16 protein-coding genes and 1 tRNA gene are annotated in these 20,918 nt (G+C 69.1%); 9 read left to right on the forward strand and 8 right to left on the reverse strand.

Features of this window, described 5'->3' with window-relative positions; translation table 11 throughout:
• Positions 1–90: 90 nt before the first annotated feature.
• Positions 91–879 carry a hypothetical protein gene (locus HNR15_RS03045; RefSeq protein ID WP_179479041.1) on the forward strand — a complete coding sequence of 263 codons (789 nt, stop codon included), beginning with the start codon at positions 91–93 and terminating at the stop codon, positions 877–879.
• A 716-nt stretch (positions 880–1,595) separates the two neighbouring features.
• On the opposite strand, the gene HNR15_RS03050 is transcribed toward HNR15_RS03045, so the two are convergent.
• Positions 1,596–2,081, reverse strand: coding sequence for a DUF4145 domain-containing protein (locus HNR15_RS03050; RefSeq protein WP_179479042.1), 486 nt, complete (start codon positions 2,079–2,081; stop codon positions 1,596–1,598).
• A 499-nt stretch (positions 2,082–2,580) separates the two neighbouring features.
• Entirely contained in the window at positions 2,581–3,597 is a 1,017-nt protein-coding gene (locus HNR15_RS03055; protein ID WP_179479043.1) for a magnesium transporter CorA family protein, read from the reverse strand.
• A 191-nt stretch (positions 3,598–3,788) separates the two neighbouring features.
• Here HNR15_RS03055 and HNR15_RS18960 point away from each other — a divergent pair, with 191 nt between their 5' ends.
• Both HNR15_RS18960 and HNR15_RS03065 read left to right on the forward strand, forming a co-directional pair.
• A complete protein-coding gene (locus HNR15_RS18960; protein ID WP_218883522.1) occupies positions 3,789–4,115 on the forward strand; it encodes an MmyB family transcriptional regulator in 327 nt (108 codons plus the stop codon).
• A 106-nt stretch (positions 4,116–4,221) separates the two neighbouring features.
• On the forward strand, positions 4,222–4,563 hold the full coding sequence (locus tag HNR15_RS03065; protein ID WP_179479044.1) for an antibiotic biosynthesis monooxygenase family protein: 342 nt from the start codon (positions 4,222–4,224) through the stop codon (positions 4,561–4,563).
• A gap of 87 nt (positions 4,564–4,650) precedes the next feature.
• Here HNR15_RS03065 and HNR15_RS03070 read toward each other — a convergent pair whose 3' ends face one another.
• The 5 genes from HNR15_RS03070 to HNR15_RS03090 form a co-directional block, all read right to left on the reverse strand.
• Positions 4,651–5,847 carry an acyl-CoA dehydrogenase family protein gene (locus HNR15_RS03070; protein WP_179479045.1) on the reverse strand — a complete coding sequence of 399 codons (1,197 nt, stop codon included), beginning with the start codon at positions 5,845–5,847 and terminating at the stop codon, positions 4,651–4,653.
• Complete coding sequence (gene phaZ / locus HNR15_RS03075; RefSeq protein ID WP_179479047.1) at positions 5,840–6,715, reverse strand: poly(3-hydroxyalkanoate) depolymerase; 876 nt, start codon at positions 6,713–6,715, stop codon at positions 5,840–5,842. Before phaZ ends, HNR15_RS03070 begins: the two co-directional genes overlap by 8 nt.
• Positions 6,705–8,591, reverse strand: coding sequence for a PHA/PHB synthase family protein (locus HNR15_RS03080; RefSeq protein WP_343048394.1), 1,887 nt, complete (start codon positions 8,589–8,591; stop codon positions 6,705–6,707). The genes phaZ and HNR15_RS03080 overlap by 11 nt, the downstream gene beginning before the upstream one ends.
• The gene (locus HNR15_RS03085) at positions 8,588–10,087 is read right to left on the reverse strand and encodes a long-chain-fatty-acid--CoA ligase (RefSeq protein ID WP_179479049.1); all 1,500 of its coding nucleotides are present in this window, start codon (positions 10,085–10,087) and stop codon (positions 8,588–8,590) included. The genes HNR15_RS03080 and HNR15_RS03085 overlap by 4 nt, the downstream gene beginning before the upstream one ends.
• A gap of 224 nt (positions 10,088–10,311) precedes the next feature.
• Positions 10,312–10,387: transfer RNA gene (locus tag HNR15_RS03090), tRNA-Arg, on the reverse strand.
• 229 nt (positions 10,388–10,616) lie between these two features.
• On the opposite strand from HNR15_RS03090, the gene HNR15_RS03095 reads away from it, so the two are divergent.
• The 3 genes from HNR15_RS03095 to HNR15_RS03105 all read left to right on the forward strand — a co-directional run bounded on the left by HNR15_RS03095 (position 10,617) and on the right by HNR15_RS03105 (position 12,878).
• On the forward strand, positions 10,617–11,144 hold the full coding sequence (locus HNR15_RS03095) for a hypothetical protein (protein WP_179479051.1): 528 nt from the start codon (positions 10,617–10,619) through the stop codon (positions 11,142–11,144).
• An 86-nt stretch (positions 11,145–11,230) separates the two neighbouring features.
• Positions 11,231–12,064 (forward strand): alpha/beta fold hydrolase, encoded by an 834-nt coding sequence (locus HNR15_RS03100; RefSeq protein WP_179479053.1) that lies wholly within the window; start codon positions 11,231–11,233, stop codon positions 12,062–12,064.
• A 25-nt stretch (positions 12,065–12,089) separates the two neighbouring features.
• Positions 12,090–12,878 (forward strand): enoyl-CoA hydratase family protein, encoded by a 789-nt coding sequence (locus tag HNR15_RS03105; RefSeq protein WP_179479054.1) that lies wholly within the window; start codon positions 12,090–12,092, stop codon positions 12,876–12,878.
• A gap of 411 nt (positions 12,879–13,289) precedes the next feature.
• Here the strand turns inward: HNR15_RS03105 and HNR15_RS03110 are convergent, their stop codons facing one another.
• Positions 13,290–14,684 carry an AI-2E family transporter gene (locus tag HNR15_RS03110; protein WP_179479055.1) on the reverse strand — a complete coding sequence of 465 codons (1,395 nt, stop codon included), beginning with the start codon at positions 14,682–14,684 and terminating at the stop codon, positions 13,290–13,292.
• Between the two features lie 509 nt (positions 14,685–15,193).
• Here HNR15_RS03110 and HNR15_RS03115 point away from each other — a divergent pair.
• Genes HNR15_RS03115 through HNR15_RS03125 form a run of 3 tightly spaced genes read left to right on the forward strand, consistent with a single transcriptional unit; the run spans position 15,194 to position 20,888 of the window.
• Positions 15,194–16,876 (forward strand): substrate-binding domain-containing protein, encoded by a 1,683-nt coding sequence (locus tag HNR15_RS03115; protein ID WP_179479056.1) that lies wholly within the window; start codon positions 15,194–15,196, stop codon positions 16,874–16,876.
• A 42-nt stretch (positions 16,877–16,918) separates the two neighbouring features.
• Positions 16,919–20,677 (forward strand): AAA family ATPase, encoded by a 3,759-nt coding sequence (locus HNR15_RS03120; protein WP_179479057.1) that lies wholly within the window; start codon positions 16,919–16,921, stop codon positions 20,675–20,677.
• Positions 20,670–20,888 carry a hypothetical protein gene (locus HNR15_RS03125; RefSeq protein WP_179479058.1) on the forward strand — a complete coding sequence of 73 codons (219 nt, stop codon included), beginning with the start codon at positions 20,670–20,672 and terminating at the stop codon, positions 20,886–20,888. Before HNR15_RS03120 ends, HNR15_RS03125 begins: the two co-directional genes overlap by 8 nt.
• Positions 20,889–20,918 lie beyond the last annotated feature (30 nt).

Below are 20,918 nucleotides of genomic sequence, written 5' to 3' on the forward strand. Positions count from 1 at the left end.
GTCCTGCTCACTTGCCAGTGCTCCGGCATCGGTCTGGTGGGTTTGCCTTCGCCCAGGTCGCTGTCGGTGGAGCCGCCCATAATGAGACCCATGCCAAAGTTGCGCGATGAAGAGATGTGGGTCGCCGCATGCGTAGAGAACGCTCTACTGGGTGTGCATGTGCGCCAACACGACGACGGTGCACAGCCAAGCATGTACGACCTTGATCTGGTCCGTAACGACGTGGTGTTCGGCGCCATGGAAGTGACGGCTGCTGCCGACGCGGCTTCGATCGAATTCTGGAACCTCGTCAACGGATCCAACAATCGGTGGGTCGATTCAGACTTGGCCGGTGGGTGGCTGGTGACAGTAACCTCAACCACCCGAGCCAAGCGCCTGAAGAAGGACCTACCGGGACTGCTTCGTGCCATGGAGGCGGGCGAGGCGGACCATCAGACGGTCACCGGTCGGATGACCGACCTAGGGGTTGTGTCCGCCCACCAGGGGAGCACGGACTTCCCGGGAAGCATTTACGTCACACTTCAGCAGGATGCGGAGCGAACGGGGGGAGCAGTGCCACTGACCGGCAACGTCCTCGTTCATTGGTTCGATGAATGGATCGAAAAGGATGCCCAGCGGGACAACGTGGAGAAGCTTCGCACTGCCGAGCTTCCGGAGAAGCATCTATTTGTCCTGCTGCCAGGCTTCACGACGGCTCCATTCGGCGCCTCAGACGTTCTCATGCGGCCGGATGGACCGTTGCCCGAAGTGGCGCCGAGACTGCCCGAAGGGATCACCAACATCTGGTTCATGAGCACTTGGACCACAGGCAAACTCTTCCACTTCGGACACGGGGGGTGGACACGCTCGGTCAAGGTCCTCGAGGTTGCTCGCTCTTAGACCCCACGCCAGAAAAACACTGTGTCTTACCGCCGCGATGGGTGAGCACCGATTCACGTCGGCTTCCTACGCGAAGTGCAGCGGAAGGTCTAGGTCGCAAGGCTGTGGACGGCCCCCGCTCCACCATGTTCCAGCGCCAACCTCAGCCCCTGGTGATCTCTCGCGCATAGCTCCTCAGTTGCACAGCGCACCGCTAGTCGTTGCCGGTGCACTCATCAAGTCGAACGCATTGGCGTCCCCGGGAGCGATGGGCCGCGTGGGTGAACGGATCATCAGGATGGTCGGCTCGCACCAAGACCCATTGGCCGTCGGCTGCCGCTCCACTCAACACCGCCGCCGTTGCAGCACCCATCGGAAGATCAACGCCGGCCTCGCCGTATCTAACGGCGAAGACCCGATCTAATCGCGACACGGTTATTGGCGCGATGGGACGTCCCTCGAGCCAGGTCCGGCTTGGACCTGGTGCTGAGGACATTACCCGCCTACTTCGGACGACTGGCGTTCCTGACCCTGCGCGTCATTAGACTCGTCCACGCCGACTGAACTAATGATGAAACCGTGTCGGTGATGTTTACCGCAGTGACCGCATCGGTGCCTATACCTCGTCTCCTACCGCGTCGTCGATTCCATGGTGAGCCAGCGCCCACGGATTGAACTTGACGACTGCGACAACCGCTTTCCTCCGCCGAGGACGGTCCGCTGACATACGTGTGCCCTTACGTGGCCCCCTCGACCGGGGCTGACCGTGCCTCGACCGCATCGCAGATGACAGCGACCACGCGATGGCTGGTCTCCAGCATCGGAGCTGCCATCCCGAGACTGAAGGCGGGCTGATTCTTCGGATGGCTGAACTCGTTGCGCAACTCCCGACCCACGTGAAGCTGCTCAGCTGTGCGGTCGTCATACATTCCCTCAGACAAGCCGTCGTTGATCAAGCGCTTGAACGGGACTGACTCTCTGGCGATTAACGCCCATCGGAGTGCCGACTCAACGGCCATGAGGGACCATGCAACTCCAACTGCATTGAACTCCCACACCAGCAGGCAATGGGTATATAGGTCACGAGCGACCCTGAGTTGTTGGGCAATGTCATCCGGCGTGCTCGCGCTGACGGGCCAGCCGGAAGCCGTAGCCATCAGGTGCTGTCGCTGAAGCGGCACGGGATGACCGGTTGCATCGAGACCGCCGATCATGTGCTGCACGCGTTTGTCTATCGGATAGTCCAACTCTGATCCTCCTGATCAAGATTCCTGGCTCACTGGCGGACTTGGAATCATGCCGCCAGATGGACAGTCCGACCGAAGCTCCTAGCGCGTCACACCGCCGCTTTTGCCCCACACCGCCGGGTGCGCGAACGTCTCACTGCGCCGCCTGCAGAGGCGGCAGCGATGACCAGGGCGGGGTCTGGCGTCGGTGCGGTTCAAGAACCGGCGTTCAGTCCGCCAACGTCGAGCTGCATATCCGCCAGCCGGTGGCCGGCCGCTGACTGGCTCCTCTGTCAACACGGTGATGCACGCCGTCGTTGCATCCGGTTCGCCCACGTCGACAGCCAGATTGGCTCCGACCTGGCCGCGTACGCCTGGTTGCCCACGGTCTATCGCGATGGCTCCCGCAGCCCGGCACTGGATCAAGCAACCCGTCGTCCGTTGGTCCTGGGTTCAAGACCCATCCACCCCACCGCGTTCCCCCAACCCCTGGGAGCTACAGCCAGTCGCGTCGTTTGAAGGAGACGTAGAGGATCAATGCCACAGCCACGATGGAGACGTCGCTGGCGATGGTGCCCCACGTCTTGCCAAAACCCGGGTAGGGCACGTTCTGGCCGAAGTACCCGGTAATGGCCGTCGGGATGGCGATGATCGCCGCCCAGGACGTCAGCTTCTTCATCACGGTATTCAGCCGGGCGTCCTGCAGCGACAGGTTCGTCTCGAAGATGGTGCTGACCATGTCGCGCAACGACTCGGTCCACTCGGTGGCCCGCAGCACGTGGTCGTAGAGGTCGTCGTAGAAGGAGTTCAACTCGACCGGGGAGTCCAGGTCCTTGCGATGCCGCAGCACCGAATTCACGACTTCCCGCATCGGCAACACAGCGCGACGTAGATCGACCAGGTCCCGACGCACTCGATAGGTCTGCTGTTGCACGACCTTGCTCAACGACTCGTCGTCGAACAAGGTGTCCTCCAACGATTCGATCTGATCATCGATCAGTTGCACAGCGTCGAAGTGTCCGTCCACGACGTAGTCCAGGAAGCCATGGACTAGCGCGCCGGGCCCGAACTTAAGGAGGTCCGGATTTTCGTCCCACCGTTGTACGACCTGGTCGATATCGAACTCCTGCCCGTGACGGACCGTGACGATCCCGCGGGGCATCACGAAGGCCGAGACCCGTGTCATGGAGATGGACGAGGTCAGCGGGTCTTGCAACGGCCGCTCGTCCTCCGAGGCGTTGACCGCGTACACGGTGATGAAGGTGTGCGTCGCATACCGTGTGGCCTTGGCCCGCTCGGCGTGACCGACCGCGTCCTCGACAGCCATCGGGTCCAGGGTGAGCTCCTCGGCTAAGGCCGCAAGATCGTCCTGGTCCGCATCGCACAGGTCCACCCACACCAGAGCGCCGTCCTGGTCCAGATAGTCGGAGATCTGCTCGAACGGGAAGTCCTCCTTCTCCAGCTTCCCGTCTCGCCATACCCGATTGCGCATGGAGCCCCTGGGCTGTGTCATGGACGCGAGGGTCTCATTGGTTCCTGGGCCGCTCATCCGGTCCATACCTCCACCCCGACATCGCGCCCAGCAGCCGACGTGTGAACACCAATAGACGCCTCCGCTCCCTGGGCACACGTCGATGGCTCACACCGTCCAGCGACGTGCCCGAGGCGATGAGCTCGAGGTGAACGGGTACCCGCCGAGCCCGAATGCCGGCGTTACCCAGATGGATCAGCCGCCCAACGCCGCGCGGCAGGTGTTTCATACCCGGAGGCGAGATCGCGGTACGCGACTGGGAGACCATCGCATCCGAGACCGTCTCCCAACTACGACTGATGAGCGGTCGACGGCCCGACGACGCCCGAATCGCAGAACTCGTGCGGACTCTCGCAACGCACGGCGAACCGTTCTGGCGACCCTGGGACACGGGGATGTCGCGGAGAGGCGAACGGGATCCGCGGTCATCGCGCATCAGCTGGTCTGCCGACCAGGCGGCCGAGTCGGTCACGCCGAGCTTTCGCGTCGACGGGTCCTGAGCGCTACTGCGACAACGGACTGTTCGATACCGCTGCCTCTCGCTGGCTTGCCGGCGGGCGTGGAGCGCGTGTCGTGCCGGCTAGGGCGCGGTGACAGTCTGGCCCCATGACCACGATCAAGATCAATGCCATCACCGTCCCAGCCGGTTCGGGCGGTGAGCTCGCGCACCGGTTCGCTGCCCGAGCCGGCGCAGTCGACCACGCCGATGGCTTCGAAGGTTTCGAGCTGCTGCGCCCGACCGACGACAGGGAACAGTGGCTGGTCATCACCCGCTGGCGCGACGAGGAATCCTTCCAGGCCTGGGTGACCTCGCCCGAGTTCGCCGACGGCCACCGTTCAGCCGTCGAGCGGGCGGGCGGTGACGCACCGCGGCCCGTTTCCACCCACAGCGAGGTGTGGAACTACGAGGTGGCAGGTGGCTCGTCCGGGACGCCGGACGAAGGGTGACCGCAGCGAAGGATCGAGATCTCGATATATGCGCGGGTGGCGCGCTGGTCGCACACTCCGGAAGCGACATCTCCCCCCGGGCGCGTATCAGACGAACGCGCTCTCGCCGGTGATCGCGCGTCCCACGATCAGCGTGTTGATCTCGCGGGTGCCCTCGTAGGAGTAGATCGCCTCTGCGTCGGCGACGAACCGGCCGACGTGGTGCTCGAGCAGGATGCCGTTGCCGCCGAGGACCTCTCGCGCCCAGCCGACGGCCTCGCGCATCCGCACGGTCGAGTGCGCCTTGCACAGTGACGCGTGCTCGTCCTTCAGGAGCCCCTGATCCTGCAGTTGAGACGCGCGTACGTTCATCGCCGTGGAGGCGGTGACGTTGGCGAGCATCTTCACCAGCAGGTCCTGCACCATCTGGAACGAGGAGATCGGTCGGCCGAACTGCTCGCGGCCGGTCGTGTAGCGCAGCGCGTGTTCGAACGCGCCGCGGGCACATCCCGCGGCCTGCCAGGCCACACCCATCCGGGTCACCCGCAGGACGTCGGCGGTGGAGCGGAAGCTTGTCGCGTTCTGCAGCCGGTTGGACTCGGGGACGCGCACGTCGTGCAGGTGGATCTGGGCGTTCTGGACGACGCGCAGGGCGATCTTGTCCTCCTGCTTGTCGAACGTCATACCGGGCGTGTCCTTCTCGACGACGAACCCCTTGACCTGCTCGTCCTCCTCGTCGCGCGCCCAGATGATGACGAGGTCGGCGAACGCCGCGTTGCCGATCCACTTCTTCTCGCCGTTGAGGATCCACTCGTCCCCGTCGCGTCGCGCGCTGGTCGCGAGACCGGCCGAGATCGCCGAGCCGACGTCCGGCTCTGTCAGCCCGAACGCGCCGATCAGCTCTAGGCGCGCCATCGCCGGCAGCCAGCGCTCGCGCTGCTCCGGGGACCCGCAGAGCTGGATCGACCCCATCGCCAGACCGCCGTGCACGCCCATGAAGGTCGACATCGACGGGTCGACCCGGGCGAGCTCCATCGCGACCATGCCGTCGACCAGGGCGCCGCGGTTCGGGCAGCCCGGACCGTCGTACGCCAGGCCGGCGATGCCGAGTTTGGCGATGCCCGGGAGCAGGTCGTGCGGGAACGCAGCACGGGTCCAGTAGTCGTTGATGACCGGCTCGACCTCACGAGTCATGAACGCGTGCACCCGGGTGAGCAGCTCGCGGTCCTCGTCCTGCAGCAGCAGCTCGAAGCCGAGGAAGTCGGAGAAGGGGGAGTCCTCCAGGGCCGGGGTGTCGTCACTCATCCGGGGTGCTCCTCGTGCGGGTCGGGTCCTCGTCGTCGAGGAACGTGTCGATGACGGGGGCGAGGGCGTCTGCCTCGGTCAGGATGCCGAGGTGTCCGCCGTGGTAGATGTGCAGCTGCGAGTGGGGGATCAGCGCGGCCTGCATCTTCGGGTTGGCGACCGGGATGATCGGGTCGTCGTCGCCGCCCATCACCAGGGTGGGCTGGCGCAGCAGACGCAGGAACGGCAGGCTCGTCCAGCCGGTCATCGCCGCCAGTTGGTAGTAGTAGCCGAGCTTGGAGCCGGACCGGGTGGCGCCGTGCAGCAGCGCCGCGCCGCGGGCGGGATGGGTGCGCATCGAGCCGCCGTAGATCTGCGGCGCGACCTTCGCGGCGTACGCCGGATCGCGGTGCCGTTGCGGGGTCGACATGATCCGCAGCACCCGCGGGTGCGCCGGCACCATCAGCGTCCCGGTGCCGGTGGCGACGAGCACCACCCGGCGTACGCGACGTGGACCCTGCACCGCCAGCTGTTGCGCGAGCCCGCCACCCCAGGAGAGGCCGAGCACGTCGAAGCGGCGATGCCCCAGCTTCGCCATCAGCGCGGTGACCCAGGAGGCCAGCCCGGCGATCGTGTAGGGGAACGGCGGCAGCTGCGAGCCGCCCACACCGGGTACGTCGAACCGCACCAGGCCGCGGTCGGGATGCAGCTCGTCGACCAGCGGCTGCAGCGCTTCCAGGCTCGTGCCGATCCCGTTGCAGAGCAGCAACGGGACCTGGTCGGTGTAGGAGCCGACGCCGGGCCGCACCGAGACGCGCCCGGTGACGCCTCGTACGGTCACATTGCGCACCCGGTCCTCGGCGCGCGGCCGGGCCCGCTCAGCGGTCATGGACGTAGGTGCCCGGAGCCTTGTCGAGCGGGGCGTACTTCGCGTTGCCGAGCCTGCGCGGGGCGGTCCGCTCCTCGCCGGTGCGACCGGCCAGCCAGGTGGTCCAGTCCTCCCACCAGCTGCCCTTGACCTTTACCGCCCTGGCCAGCCACTTCACGGTGTCCTTCGGGTTGTCGCTGCCCTGCCGGCCGCCGCCCGAGGGCGCGGTCTGGAAGCTGGCCTTGGGGTTGCCGGGCGGGTTGACCATGGCGGCGATGTGCCCGCTGGTGGACAGCACGAACTTGGTGTCGCCGCCGAAGAGCTGGGTGGTCTGGTAGCAGGACTCCCACTTGCACAGGTGGTCGGCGATCCCGGCGACGATGTAGGAGTCGGTGGTGATCCTACCGAGGTCGACCTTGGTGCCGAGCATCGTGGAGGCGCCCGGCTTCACGAGCGCGTTGCGCATCGCGAGGTCCATGAAGTCGCGGTGCATCGCGGCGCTCATCCGCACCGGGTCGGCGTTCCAGTAGAGGATGTCGAAGGCCTTCGGGGCGTGCCCCATCAGGTAGTTGTTCACCCAGTAGTTCCAAATCAGGTCGTTCGGCCGCAGCCACGCGAAGACCTCCGCGAGCGTGCGCCCGTCGAGGTATCCCTTCTCCTTGGAGGCCAGGGTCGAGGCGGCGGCCGCCTCCTCCGAGAGCAGCGCACTGGTCACGCCGGCCCGTTCCTGGTCGAGCACGGTCACCGCCAGGCTGTACGCCGCGACGCGGTCCGCTTGGCCGATCTCGGCGAGGTGGGCCAGCACCATCGAGGCGATCAGACCGCCGGAGCAGATCCCGAAGATGGACGTCTGCTTCTGCCGGGTGATCTTCTCGCAGGCCGTCATCGCCTCCAGGATCGCCTGACCGTAGGTGTCCAGGCCCCAATCGGCATGCCGCACATCGGGATTGCGCCACGAGATGCAGAAGACCTGCTGGCCGTTCTGCACCAGGTGCTCGACCAGCGAGCGGTGCTCCGCCAGGTCGATCACGTAGTACTTGTTGATCGTCGGCGGCACGATCAGCATCGGCACCGCGCGGACCTTCGGGGTCTGCGGGGTGTACTGGATCAGCTCGAAGACATCGGTGCGCAGCACGACGGCGCCGGGCGTGACCGCGATGTCGCGACCCACCTCGAACGCGTCGGCCTCCACCATCGACGGCACGCGCGGGGCGGTCGCGAAGTCCTTCACGAACCGGCGACTGCCGGCGACCAGGCTGCCCCCACCGGTGTCGAGCGTCCGCTTGAGCACCGCGGGGTTGAGGAAAGGGTTGTTGCTGGGCGCCGCCGCCTCGACCACGTTCTCGACGATGAAGCGCATCCGCTGGTCGTCGCCCCAGCTCAGGCCGGCGTCGTCGACCAGGCCACGGGCCGCCGCACCGAGGGCCAGATAGCTCTGCAGGGCGCGCTTCAAGGCGGGGTTCTTCGCCCAGCCCTCCTCGGCGAAGCGGCGGTCCTTCTCGGCCGGCGCCAGCTGCGAACGACCGAGGCCGACCCGGGTCAGCTCGTACGCCAGCCCCGCCGTCCGCTTCGCGACCACCCTCGGATGACGGGCGACCCCGGCGGCGAGCCGCACACCCGACATACCGGGGACGAACTGGCGAAGAGGCCCGCTCCCCGCCTTGGACAGGAGCAGGTCGAGCGGCGTCGCCAGCGCGGTGTCGGCCGATCGTTCGGCGGCCTCCTGCGACTCATCGACGTCGTGCATGCGGCGTTCGGCCTGCGCGGCCGTCGTGGCGGAGGCGTCCCCCTCGGAGGCTGCTTTCTCCGCGGCCCGAGGCGCCCGCTGCTTCGACCCGGTCGATTTCGTGGCCGTGCTCTTCCGGGGACGTCGGGTCCGCGCTCCGGTGGTCGTCACTTCGACTCGCCGTCCGGTGCGCTGACCTCGCGCCGCAGGATCTTCCCGGTCGGCCCCTTCGGCAGTTCGCTCACGATCCACACGGTCCGCGGATACTTGTACGCCGCCAACCGCTCCTTCGCGAACGCCTTCAGGTCCTCCTCGCTGACCTCCTCGCCGCGCTTCAGCGCGACGGCAGCGCCCACTTCCTCGCCGAGGTCGTCGTGGGGGATGCCGATGACGGCCACCTCGGCGACCGACTCGTGCTCGTAGAGCGCCTCCTCGACCTCGCGGGGATACACGTTGTAACCGCCCCGGATGATCAGGTCCTTCTTGCGGTCGACGATGAAGAAGTAGCCGTCCTCGTCGACCTTCGCCAGGTCGCCGGTGTGGAACCACCCGTCCTTGATGGCCTCGGCCGTGTCCTCCTCGCGCCCCCAGTAGCCCTTCATCACGTTCTCGCCCTTGACGACGATCTCGCCGACGTCGCCCTGTGCGACGTCCTCGTCGTCGTCACCGACCAGCTTCATCTGCACCCCGCGCACCTCGGTGCCGATGGATCCCGGCTTGCGCTCCTGGCCAGGCTTGTTGAACGACGCGACGGGGGAGGTCTCGGACAGGCCGTAGCCCTCCAGGACGATGCAGTCGAACTGCTCCTCGAACTTCTTCATCACCTCGACCGGCATCGCCGACCCTCCGGAGATGCAGGCGCGCAGGCTGGACATGTCGGCCTCGTCCGCGCTCTCGGCGTTCAGCATGGCGGCGTACATGGTCGGCACGCCCTCGAACGCGGTGACCTGGTCGCGGCCGACGATCGCCAGCGCCTTGTCGGGGTCGAAGCGGGGGATCAGCGTCAGGCACGCGCCCTTGAGGATCGAGGCGTTGAGCCCGCAGGTGAGGCCGAAGACGTGGAAGAGAGGCAGACACCCCATCACGACGTCCTTCTCGGTGAGCTCCAGCAGCGTCTCGGCACTCGTGGCGGCGTTGCTGCTCATGCTGTGGTGCGTCAGCTCCGCGCCTTTCGGCGCGCCGGTGGTGCCGGAGGTGTAGAGGAGTACGACGGCATCATCGTCCGCGCGGTCCACGACCTCCTCGTCCGGCTCGTACCCGCCGAGCACCTCGGCGAAGTCGGTGCCGACCTCGACGCACTCGATCCCGACCTCCGAGGCGCCCTTCCCGGCCTCGGCCGCCATGTCCTTCCAGGCGAAGACGATCGAGGCGCCGGAATCCTCCAGGTAGTACTTCACCTCGCGGCCCTTGAGTAGCGGGTTCATCGGCACGACCACGGCGCCGACCGCCAGCGCGCCATAGAAGAGCACGGGGAACGGTGGCACGTTCGGCAGCACTAGCCCGACCCGGTCACCCGGCCCGACGCCCTTGTCCTTCAGGAGCGTCGCAACGCGCCGGGCGCCGTCCTGCAGCTCGGCGTAGGTGAGCACCAGGTCGTCGAGCTTGATCGCGGGACGGTCCCCGTGCTGCTCGGCGGTCTGGGTCAGGTTGTCGGCCAGGTTGGTCACGGTCTGCCTCCGGCGTGCGTCGTCCGCTGGGTCGTGCCACGCAGAAGAGTCCGCTGGGCGACACAGCGACCCCGCCGACGGCAGGGTTGCTGCCTCACTGTCTACCTTGTCGACGACCGCCGCGACCACGGGTCGGGGATGCGCCGGGCATTTGGTTCAAGCCACGGTCGGGCTCGCGCCTCGCCGAACCACCGTCGAGCAAAGGCGAAGTCTCACAGCAGACGTGGTGCCCCCGGCATGATTCGAACATGCGACACCCGCTTTAGGAGAGCGGTGCTCTATCCCCTGAGCTACGAGGGCGGGGATGGTCGGTGTCGCGACTGACCTCACGCCGCACCGACCGATGCTCGCGACCTGCGGAGATGGCGCCCCGCAGGCTGGAGCGCGTCCGATCGTAGCCGAGCGGGCCGGCCCGCCCGCGACGCCAGGGAACAAGAACGCGGTGCCGGGGGTCGGTGCTCCGTGCCACGCTGGTGCGTGCGCCCTGAGGATCGCGGCGCCACCCTCGTACGAAGGTCGTGACCGTGCCGTGCCCGAGATCACCGACGAGATGCTGCTGCAGCTGACCGCGGCCGAACGCGGACAGCTGACCGCCCGCCTGCAGGCGCTCGCCGCCGCGGACTACCACCCGCCGACCAGGGTGGTTCGGGCGAGGCGGTGGTTCCCGCGCATCCTCGCCGCCTGCTGCGCGTTGCTCGTGCCCTGGATCATCACGCTGGCGGCCCGGCTGCCGCGGCACTACGTCGCCGGTCACTGGCAGGTGGTGTGGATCGGTTTCGACGTGGCGCTGTTCGGAGCGCTCGCCTGGGCGGCGTGGTCGCTGTGGCGCCGGCAGACCATCGCCATCGCGGCCACCATCGTCGCCGCCACGCTGCTGCTGTGCGACGCGTGGTTCGACGTCACCACCTCGGCTCCTGGATCGGACCTGGCGGTCAGCCTCGCGACCGCGTGTCTGGTCGAGATCCCGCTGGCAGCGTGCCTGGTCTTCGTCTCCTATCGGGTGCGCTCGGTCACCGTCAGCCTGAGTCGGGGGCGCGTGCCGACGTACCGCCGCTGACAGCGCCGAAATGCAATCCATGCCCGCCGGGTGAACGAACCACGGGACGACAGGCCTCTCTCGAAACAACAGGAGTACCTACTGCCATGACCACCGTGACCGCGAGCTCAGGACTGTTGGGCAAGACCAACCTCTACGTCGAGGACTCCGGCGGTGACGGACGCGCCATCGTCCTGATCCACGGCTGGCCGCTGTCGGGGGAGTCCTGGGCGGGTCAGGTGCCCGCGCTGCAGCAGGCGGGCTACCGCACGATCGTCTACGACCGTCGCGGGTTCGGGCGCAGTGACAAGCCCACAACCGGCTACGGCTACGACACGCTCGCCGAGGACCTCGACGCCGTCCTCGCCGAGCTCGACATCCGCGACGCGACGCTGGTGGGCTTCTCGATGGGCGGCGGCGAGGTCGCCCGCTACGTCTCGAAGTTCGGCGAGGAGCGGCTGCGCAGCGTCGTCTTCGCCTCCGCCGTGCCGCCGATGATGCTGCAGACCGGTGACAACCCCGAGGGTCCGCTCACCAAGACCGCCGCCGCTCAGATGACCGCGCAGCTGACCAAGGACCAGGACGCGTTCTACGACGAGTTCACGACGGCCTTCTTCTCGGTCAACGGCGAGCTGAAGGTGACCGAGGCCCAGCGGCAGGACGCGCTGCGGATGGCCGGTCAGGCCAGCAAGCTGGCGGCGCTGCAGTGCATGACGTCGTTCGGCACCACCGACTTCCGTGATGACCTGTCGAAGGTCACGGTGCCGACGCTCGTCATGCACGGTGACGCCGACGGCACCGTGCCGTTCGAGGGATCCGGCAAGCGGACCCACGAGGCCATCACGCAGAGCCGGCTGCACGTCATCGAGGGCGCTCCGCACGGGGCCAACGTCAGCCACGAGGCCGAGTTCAACGAGGCGCTGCTCGACTTCCTGGCCTGAGCGCTCCTCGGGTCACAATGGCCCGATGACCGACTCCGCGCAGCCCACCGACCCGCCCGCACTCGTCACGTACGACGTGTCCGGGCGGGTCGCTCGCGTCACCCTGGACTCCCCGCGCAACCGCAACGCCCTCAGCACCCACCTGCTCGACGAGCTGCTGCGGGCGCTGGAGAGCGCGGCCGAGGACGAGTCGGTGCGGGTCGTCGTCCTCGGGCACACCGGCGGCACCTTCTGCGCAGGAGTGGACCTCAACGAAGTCACCGGCGAGGACGACCCGAACACCGCCCGGGGGATCCGCCTGACCGCCGTGATGCGGGCGATCGCCGCGCACCGCTGCCCGGTGGTCGGGCAGATCGACGGGCACGTACGCGCGGGCGGGGTCGGCCTGGTCGCCGCGTGCGACCTGGTGGTCGCCGGACCCAAGTCGACCTTCGCATTGACCGAATCGCGGCTCGGGCTCGCGGCGTTCGTCATCTCCCTCACCGTGTTGCCACGCCTCACGAGCCGGGCGGCCGCGCGCTACTTCCTCACCGGTGAGACCTTCGACGCGGCGACGGCGCGCGAGATCGGTCTGGTGACCGAAGCCGCGGAGGATGCCGAAGCAGGTGCCGGCGAGTTGGTCGAGCGCCTCACGCAGGCGTCACCGCAGGGGCTCGCGGAGTCCAAGGCGCTGGTGAACCGCCAGCTCCTGGCCCGCTTCGACCACGACCGCGAGTGGGCCATCGAGCAGTCCGCGCGGCTCTTCGCCTCGTCCGAGGCACGCGAGGGGATGGCCGCGTTCCTCGCGAAGCGGCCGCCGAGCTGGCTGGCCTGACGTCTCGTCGCCCGCCCGCGCGTTTGGGGCCGAGCGGGCCGAAACGGTCGTCGGCAGCGGGTGATCGGCGCGCGGCTGGGACCGAGCGGGCCGAAACGACGGCTGGCGACCAGCGGCGGGCGCTCGTTCGGGTCCAGGCGGGCCGAAAAAAGGGCACCGCGCGGTCCCTTACGCGGGAGGAGACGGCTCCCGTCCGCTGACAAGGGCACCGCGCGGTCCTTGGTGCGAGAGGGCGGGGCGCAGGTGTGCTGACAAGGGCGCCGCGCGGTCTGTTGTGGGGTAGGGCGAGGCGCGGGTGTGCTGACAAGGGCACCGCGCGGTCCTTTGTGCGGGAGCGCGCGGCTCCCGTCCGCTCACAACGGCGCCGCGTGGGCCCCCATGCGACGGCAGCCGGCTTGCGCCGAGCGTGAGCTAGTCCTTGTCCAGGGTGTCGGCCACGTCCGGGTCGACCGTCCCGCGAGAGGCGTCGGGTTTCGAACGACGGACCCGACCGAGCAGCGCACCCACGCGACCGGTCGACTCGTCCTCCGCGTCGGGCCGATCTGACCGCCACCGCTTCGCCATCACGATGCCGTGCTTCTCGCCGGCTTCGGCGGCCATCACTCCCTCGGGTGTGATGGGTTCCAGCTGATCGGCGTGCACGTCGCCGGTACGCAGGTCGATCTGCTCGTTCATGTAACGGAAGATCACCGTCACGGTGGCGGCGACCGGCACGGCGAGGAACGCGCCGGTGATCCCGAACTCGTCACCTCCGAAGGCCACCGACAGCAGCACCACGCCGGGGTGCAGCTCCATCGACCTGCTCTGGAAGATCGGGGACAGGATGTGCCCCTCGAGCTGTTGCACCAGCACGATGACGCCCAGCAGGATCAGCGCCTTGGTCAGCCCGACCGTCACGAGCGCGACCAGCACTGCGATGGCACCGGCCACGAACGCGCCGACGATCGGGATGAAGCCGCCGAAGAACGTCAGGACGACCAGCGGTAGCGCGAGCGGCACCTGCAGCACCCACAGGCCGATGCCGATGCAGATCGAGTCGATCGCGCTGACGATGGCCTGGGCCCGGATGAAGCCGCCGAGCGTGCTGTAGGCCCGGGACAGCGCCTCGGTCATGTGGGAACCGGCGCCACGACCGGCGATCCGGCGTACGAAGGGCAGGAAACGCGGCCCGTCCTTGATGAAGAAGAAGGTCAGCACGAGGGCGACCAGCAGGGAGACCAGCACCTGGGTGGCGATGGTCGCTCCGGAGAGCACGCCGTTGGCGATCTTGTCCCCGCTGGTCTGCAGCTTGCTGGTCAGTTGCTTGACGGCGCTGTTGAGCTGGGTGGACGACAGGTTGAAGGGCGCCTCGCTGAGCCGGCTCTGCAGGTCGTGCACGCCGGCCACGGCCTTGTCGGTCAGGTCGCCCCACTGCGAGCTCACGGTGGTGCCGATGAGGGTGAAGACCCCGCCCAGGACCACGAACATCCCGATCATCGTGGTCGCCGCGGCCAGCGCCGGGGGGAAGCCCTTGCTGCGCAGCCACCGGGCCGGCGGCCACAGCACGGTGGAGAGGATGAGCGCCAGGATGACCGGGAGCAGCGCGCTCCAGAAGATCCCGATGACCTTGAACACCACCCAGATGCCGGCGGCGATGATGACCATCCGCAGCGACCAGCTGGCCGTCCAGCGCAGGCCCGCGCTGATCACCTGGGAGCGGTCCACCCCGACGTTCGGCGTGCGGTCGATCGCGTCCTGGCGGCTGGTGTCGGTGCGTTCCTCGACATTCGGTCTCTCCAGGGACGCCGGACTCGGCCTCTGCGTCATGATGTGCCCTTCGTCGAGGTCGTGACCAGGTCACGTACGGCTGGGCCCCACCCAACCAGGTCAGGTCCATTGTGACTGCAGGGGAGGCTTCTGCAGATCGCCTACGCGCCTGGATACGCCCGGGTAACCTCGGAACGACCATGGCAGGCGACAACGATCCCGAGCGTCCTTCGGGCTCCCGCTGGCCACGTCGAGGTCCGCGTTCCTCCGGGCGCGGACCGGCGGACGAGCCGCAGGAGCGCGACGAGACGGCACCGGGCCGTCCGGGCGCAGTTCAGCGTTCGAACGCGGCACCGGGGCGGCCTCGTGCCGCGAAAGCACCGGCGCCCTCCGGCAGTACGTCGGCACGCCTGAGGCCCGCTGCCCGGCGCCCACGTCCGTCGGTCGGAGGCGCGACACCGGCGTCGGCCGGTAGGTCGGCACGTCCAGGGCCTTCTGCCCGACCTGCCGGGTCCACCCGCCCGGTCGTTACGGGCGCGTCTCGGGCCGTCCTCCCCGCCGATGCATCGATGGCGTCCGGTGCGGCCGGGGGTGGCGTGTCCGGAGCCACCGTCGCCGGGGGCGGCGGGCGGCAGGGTCCCGTGGGCAAGGTCGCCAGGCTCGGTGTCCTCGCCCTGATCCTGGTGGTGGTGATCGCCGGGGCGTTGGTGTGGCAATACGGCCAAGGAAGCAGCAGCGTGGCGAGCGCGTGCCCGAAGAAGAGCCAGGTGAAGGTGGCGGTGCCCGACGAGATGTACAGCCTCGTCCTCGACCAGGCTCGCGCTGCTGAGGAGGCAGGCGGGTGCGCGGCGTACACCGTGGTGGACGAACCCGCCGGCCAGGTCGCCCAGCAGATCACGTCTGGCGGCGACAGCGTGCCGGATGTGTGGATCCCCGACAGCCCGATCTGGGTCGATGACGTTTCGAGCAGGCTGGGCAGCGGATGGGTCACCCAGGGCGGCACGATCGCCACCAGTCCGGTGGTCTTCGCCGTGCCGAAGAGCCTGCAGGGCATCCGCAAGTACAACAAGAAGACCGACTGGCGCACCATCTTCGCGTCCGGGTTGCCGATCAGCGTCAGTGACCCGGTCGACTCATCGACCACCATCTCCGCCGCCGCGACCGCCGAGCAGGTGACCAGCAATATCAGGCAGCGGAACACGTTCTTCAAGAGCCTGATCACGCTCAGCAGGAGCTCGCAGACGCCGCGCGCCCTGCAGGACAAGGCGACCAAGGGGTCCTCGCAGGCCCGCATGTACCCCGCGACCGAGCAGCAGGTGCTCACGTTCAACCGCGCGCACCCGACGCGGAAGTTGCTGACGTTCACTCCCCGTCAGGGAGCTCCCCAGCTGGAGTACCAGTGGGTGGTGCCCGTGAAGTCGGACGCCCCCGACGCGAAGGTCCTGAGCGCCCTGTACGAGCGGCTGACCTCACCGGGCGTCAAACGCCAGCTCGTCGCCGCCGGTTTCCGGGTGCCGGACGCCGCCGCGCCGAGCCCCGCGGCCCTCCCGAGTTACGCCAAGATAATCTCCCAGCCCAGCAGCTCGGAGTCGGTGCTCGCGGTCAAGGACTACAACGAACTTGCCAAGGACGCGCGGATGCTGGTCCTGCTCGACGTGTCCGGGTCGATGACCGCTCCGATCGCCCAGGGGCAGAGTCGGATCGAGCTGCTGGAGCAGTTCAGCATCGGTGCACTCGACGCGCTGCCGCCGACCACGAAGATCGGAGCGTGGGCGTTCTCCACCAACCTGGTCGGCTCTCAACCCTGGCTCGACGAGTCCGGCGGCATCGAGTCGATCGCGCACACCCCCGCCGGCGACGCCTTCAAGGCCAACCTGAAGGCTGCCGTCAAGACCCTGCCCGACCTGGTGGTCCGCAACGGTGACACCGCGCTCTACGACAGCACCTGGGCGGCGTACCAGCGGGTGAGCGCCTCGTACGATCCTCGCTACGTCAACTCCGTGGTCATCCTGACCGACGGGGCCAACGACAACCCTGCCGGCGGTCTCAGCCTGCAGCAGCTCGTCAGCAAGCTGCGCGGCGCCTACAACCCCGCCAAACCGGTCAAGATCGTCGCTATCGGGATCGGCGACCAGATCGACAAGTCCGCGCTCGACACGATGGCGTCCGCGACCAACGGACTGTCCTACCAGGCGCGCACCCCCCAGGACGTCACGAACGTCTTCTTGGACGCCTACCTCAAACGCGGCTAGTGCGGGGCGTCGTCGAGGCCACCGCACCGTTAGCCTGTCGTGGTGACAGACGTCGAGACCGGCACGGACGAATCAGCCCGCACCGCACTGGTTTCGAAGGCGGCCAAAGCCTGGCAGGAGCAGCTGTCCGCCATCGGCGGGCCGAACTCGCTGCTGTGGGACGCCGGCACCGTCACTGATCAGCGGATCGATCTGACCACCGCGCATCCGGCGGGGATGGCCCGCCTGCTGTCCTCCGGCACCGCCCGCTTCTCAGAGCTCTTCCGCGAGCCGGCTGCCCGCGAGCGGGTGCTGGAGCAGGGCCGCGGCGTCGCGCACCTCGCGGCCCGCCTGTACGACGACTTCGGGCTCACCTCCTGCCATCTGGCCGCCGGCATCGCGAGCTGGTCCTGGGCCGGCGCCGACCGCACCCCGCACGCACCGGTGCTGCTGCGCACCTGCACGTTGCGGCCGGTCGCCGATGATCTGCACCTGGTCGTCTCCGACCGGGTCGAGGTCAACCCGGTGCTCGTCGCGACCCTCACCGCCCTCGGCGTGGACCTGAACACGCGGGCCGTCCTGGACGCGGTCGCGCTCGGCAGCAACTTCGACCCACGCGCGGCGTACGACGTCATGCGCGCCGCCTGCGCGGGGCTGCTGGACTTCCGCATCGAGCCCCGCCTGACGGTGGGTGTCTTCAGCCGTTTCAAGCTGCCGTTGATGCGCGACCTGCCCGATCAGGCGACGACGCTCGCGCAGGGACACGTCGTGCCCGCGCTCGCCGGCGACCCGCAGGAGATGGACGAGGTCGGGGCACTGCCGCCGGAATACAGCGAGCACGACCCCAGGGACGAGTGGCTCGCGCTCGACCTGGACTCCACCCAGCAGGAGGTGGTGGACGCCGTCATCGCCGGTGCGAACCTGTGCGTGCTCGGCGCCGCCGGCACCGGCAAGACGCACACCGTGGCCGCCCTCATCGCGTCGATGGCGGCACAAGGTCGGCGGGCCCTCTTCGTCTCCCACGCCCGGGCGAGCATCGACGACGTGCAACAGCACCTGGCCGGGGCCGGCCTCACCGATGTGATGCTCGACCTCGGACGTGCGGACCGCACACCCCAGCAGGTGCTCCAGCACCTGCGGGACGTGCTGCACGCCGCGTCGGGATCGGCCGAACGAGTGCCCGCGCTCGATGTGGACGTCGCAGCACTGCGCTCGCGCGTGCAGCAGCACTACGCGCTCATGCACGAACCCCTCGACCCGTGGGGGGTGACCCTGGACGAGGCACAGGATCAGCTCACCCGGCTCAGCCGTCGCACCCCGCCGCCGCGGTCTCGGGTGCGGCTCACCGGCGACGCGTTGACCGGCATCGGGGGCGTCCGTCGACGCAACGACCTGCAGCAGCAGCTGGCGGCCGTGGTCGCAGGCGGCGCCTGGTCGACCACGGGGGAGACCGACGCCTGGTACGGCGCGCGCCTGGTCGGTGCCAGCCAGACCGAGCGCGCCCAGGAGATCGTCGAGCGGCTCTCCGGCGGAGGGCTCGCGACCCACCAGGCGCCATGGGAGGAGCTCTGTACTGACCTGGGGCTGCCCGCGCCGACGAGTCTGGTGGCCGAGGAGGAGCTGCTCGAGCTGCTGCGGCAGGTGCACCAGACGCTCGAGGTGTTCCAGACGGAGATCTTCGACGCGCCACTCGACGACATGGTCACCGCCACCACCGGTCGCCGCGAGCGTGCCGGCGTCGAGCAGCGCGTGGGCGCGCTGGAGCGCCGGCGGCTCGAACGACAGGCCCGCGCGTTGTTGCGCCCCGGTGCGCCGCCGCGCGATCTGCACGCCGTGCTGGTGCGCGCTCGCGACCAACGCCAGCAGTGGCGTGCGGCTGCCGGACCCGGAGCCCGTCCGGCGACCCGCACGAGCGTGCCCGAGTTGGCGCGCCGGGCCGAGGAGCTGCGCGGTGAGCTGGAGTGGCTGGGCGAGCGTCTGGCGGACACCCCGGACGGCGGCGAACTGCTCGACATGGACTACCAGGCGCTTCAGGAACGACTGGAGCTGCTCGCCGCCCAGCCTGCGCGTCTGCAGGCCGCGGCGGCGTCCCTGCCGACCCTGGACCGGCTGCGGGACGTCGGGCTCGGGGACCTCCTCGCCGACCTGGCGTCGCGGCACGTGCAGGCTGCGGATGCCGCGCAGGAGCTGGAGTTCGTGTGGTGGGCATCGATCGTGAACCACGTCGCCGCGTCCATCCCGGCGTACGAGGAGGGCACCGGAGACCAGGTGCGCGGGACGGCGCAGGCGTACGCCGGCGCCGACAGCCGCCACCTCAGCCTCGGCGCCGCCCGGTTGCGGGCCACCATCGCCGCGCAGCGCGCGGCGGCCGAGCGTGACCTGCCGGAACAGGTGGGGTCCCTCGAGCGCCATTCCGGGCGCGTCGGTGAGTTGCTCCGGGTGGCACCGGAGCTCACGACTGCGCTCGCGCCCTGCTGGGCCATGTCACCCCTCGCGGTGCCCACGCACCTGCCCGCCGGGCTCTGGTTCGACGCCGTCATCGTCGACGACGCGTCGGCGGTGTGGACCGCGCACGCCGTACCGGCGATCGCCCGGGGGGCGCAGCTGGTCGTCTTCGGCGACCCGGCCGGTGCCGCGCCCGCGCCGTTCCCGACCGGCCCTGCCGCACGCGGCGGCGACGTGCTGCTCGACCGCGCGCGTGAGCTCTTCCCCGTATGCGCCCTCGGCACCCACTACCGCTCCTTCGACGAGCGGCTGTTCGGTTTCGCGGCGGCCCGGGTCTACGACGAGGAGATCGTCACCTTCCCCGCGGCCGACCGGTCCGGCGGTCTGCGCCTGGACGTGGTGGGCGACGTACGCTACGACGACGGCACGTCACCGGGCGAGGTGGAGCACGTCGTGCAGGTCCTGCTGGACCAGGTGCGCGCCCGCCCGCAGGAGAGCATCGGGGTCGTGTCCTTCGACGCCCGCCATGCGGAACGGATCCGCGCGGCGCTGCGCACCGCTGCGGGCGACGCTGCCTCGGCCGCGCTGCTCGATCGATGCGTCGTGACCACCGCGGACCGCGCGCTCGGGCTGGTGCGTGACGCAGTCGTCGTGGCGGTGGGGTTCGGACGGGACACGCGCGGACGGGTGCCGCAGCGTCTCGGCGCGGTGAGCGAGGGGGGCGGCGAGCGGCTCGTCACCACCGCGATGAGCCGGGCCCGTCGCCGCATCGTGGTGGTGTCGGGCGTGTCCGGGGAGGATCTGGATCCTTCGGCGCTGCGCTCCCGCGGCGCCCTGCTGCTGCGCGACTACCTGCTCTATGCCGCGTCCGGCGGGTCCGGGCGACGGATCACGCGCGGTGACGACGCTGCCGCTCCGTCCCCGTCCGGCACGCCGGGGCGCAGGCGACGTACGGCGTCGACCGGCAGCGTGCTCGACGCGCCGTCGGCGCCGCAGGGCTCCCCGGTCGATCTCTCGGTGACAGTCGTCGACCTGGCACGCCGTCTCGGCGCCGAGGGGCTGACGGTGCACACCGGGCACGGTCTCGGCGATCCGCGCATCGACCTGGTCGTGGAGGATCCCAAGCGCCGCGGAGACCTGCTGGTCGCGATCGAGACCGACGGAGCCGCGTACGCGTCGCAGCCCTACGCCCGCGACCGCGAGCGCATCCGGCCCGCGCAGCTGCGGGCCCGCGGCTGGAGCCACGAACGGGTGCTCACCCGTGACCTCTTCCGCGACCCCGCCAAGGAGGTCGCCCGGTTGGTGCGCGCGGTGAACGCGGCGTCGGCCCGGCGGAACGCGGTGCTCGGACTGTCGCCGCAACGGAGCGATGACTGAGCGACGACGCCGCCCTCGGCGTGCCGTGCGGCCGCCGACCGCGGCCCCGCGTGAGCGACCCGCGGAGCCGGCCGACGACTTCGCGGTGTCCGCGGACGATCAGGACGAAGGCTGGGCCGGATCGGGCGAGGCGGCTCGCACGTCGTCCGGCGAACCCGACGACCGGGACGAGCGCTGGTGGCGCGAACAGCGCCCACCGCACTGGGAGTAGCGCGTCGAGCTCTCGCTGCGGGCGCCGGGA

It is taken from the genome of Allobranchiibius huperziae (assembly GCF_013410455.1).
Classification (GTDB): Bacteria; Actinomycetota; Actinomycetes; order Actinomycetales; family Dermatophilaceae; genus Allobranchiibius; species Allobranchiibius huperziae.

What these genes read in the sequence shown, in the direction of transcription:
- HNR15_RS03045 (WP_179479041.1), top strand. Translation starts at nt 91, where the DNA reads ATGCCAAAGTTGCGCGATGAAGAGATGTGGGTCGCCGCATGCGTAGAG.
- HNR15_RS03055 (WP_179479043.1), bottom strand. Translation starts at nt 3,597, where the DNA reads ATGACACAGCCCAGGGGCTCCATGCGCAATCGGGTATGGCGAGACGGG.
- HNR15_RS18960 (WP_218883522.1), top strand. Translation starts at nt 3,789, where the DNA reads ATGCCGGCGTTACCCAGATGGATCAGCCGCCCAACGCCGCGCGGCAGG.
- HNR15_RS03065 (WP_179479044.1), top strand. Translation starts at nt 4,222, where the DNA reads ATGACCACGATCAAGATCAATGCCATCACCGTCCCAGCCGGTTCGGGC.
- HNR15_RS03070 (WP_179479045.1), bottom strand. Translation starts at nt 5,847, where the DNA reads ATGAGTGACGACACCCCGGCCCTGGAGGACTCCCCCTTCTCCGACTTC.
- phaZ (WP_179479047.1), bottom strand. Translation starts at nt 6,715, where the DNA reads ATGACCGCTGAGCGGGCCCGGCCGCGCGCCGAGGACCGGGTGCGCAAT.
- HNR15_RS03100 (WP_179479053.1), top strand. Translation starts at nt 11,231, where the DNA reads ATGACCACCGTGACCGCGAGCTCAGGACTGTTGGGCAAGACCAACCTC.
- HNR15_RS03105 (WP_179479054.1), top strand. Translation starts at nt 12,090, where the DNA reads ATGACCGACTCCGCGCAGCCCACCGACCCGCCCGCACTCGTCACGTAC.
- HNR15_RS03110 (WP_179479055.1), bottom strand. Translation starts at nt 14,684, where the DNA reads ATGACGCAGAGGCCGAGTCCGGCGTCCCTGGAGAGACCGAATGTCGAG.
- HNR15_RS03115 (WP_179479056.1), top strand. Translation starts at nt 15,194, where the DNA reads ATGGCGTCCGGTGCGGCCGGGGGTGGCGTGTCCGGAGCCACCGTCGCC.
- HNR15_RS03125 (WP_179479058.1), top strand. Translation starts at nt 20,670, where the DNA reads ATGACTGAGCGACGACGCCGCCCTCGGCGTGCCGTGCGGCCGCCGACC.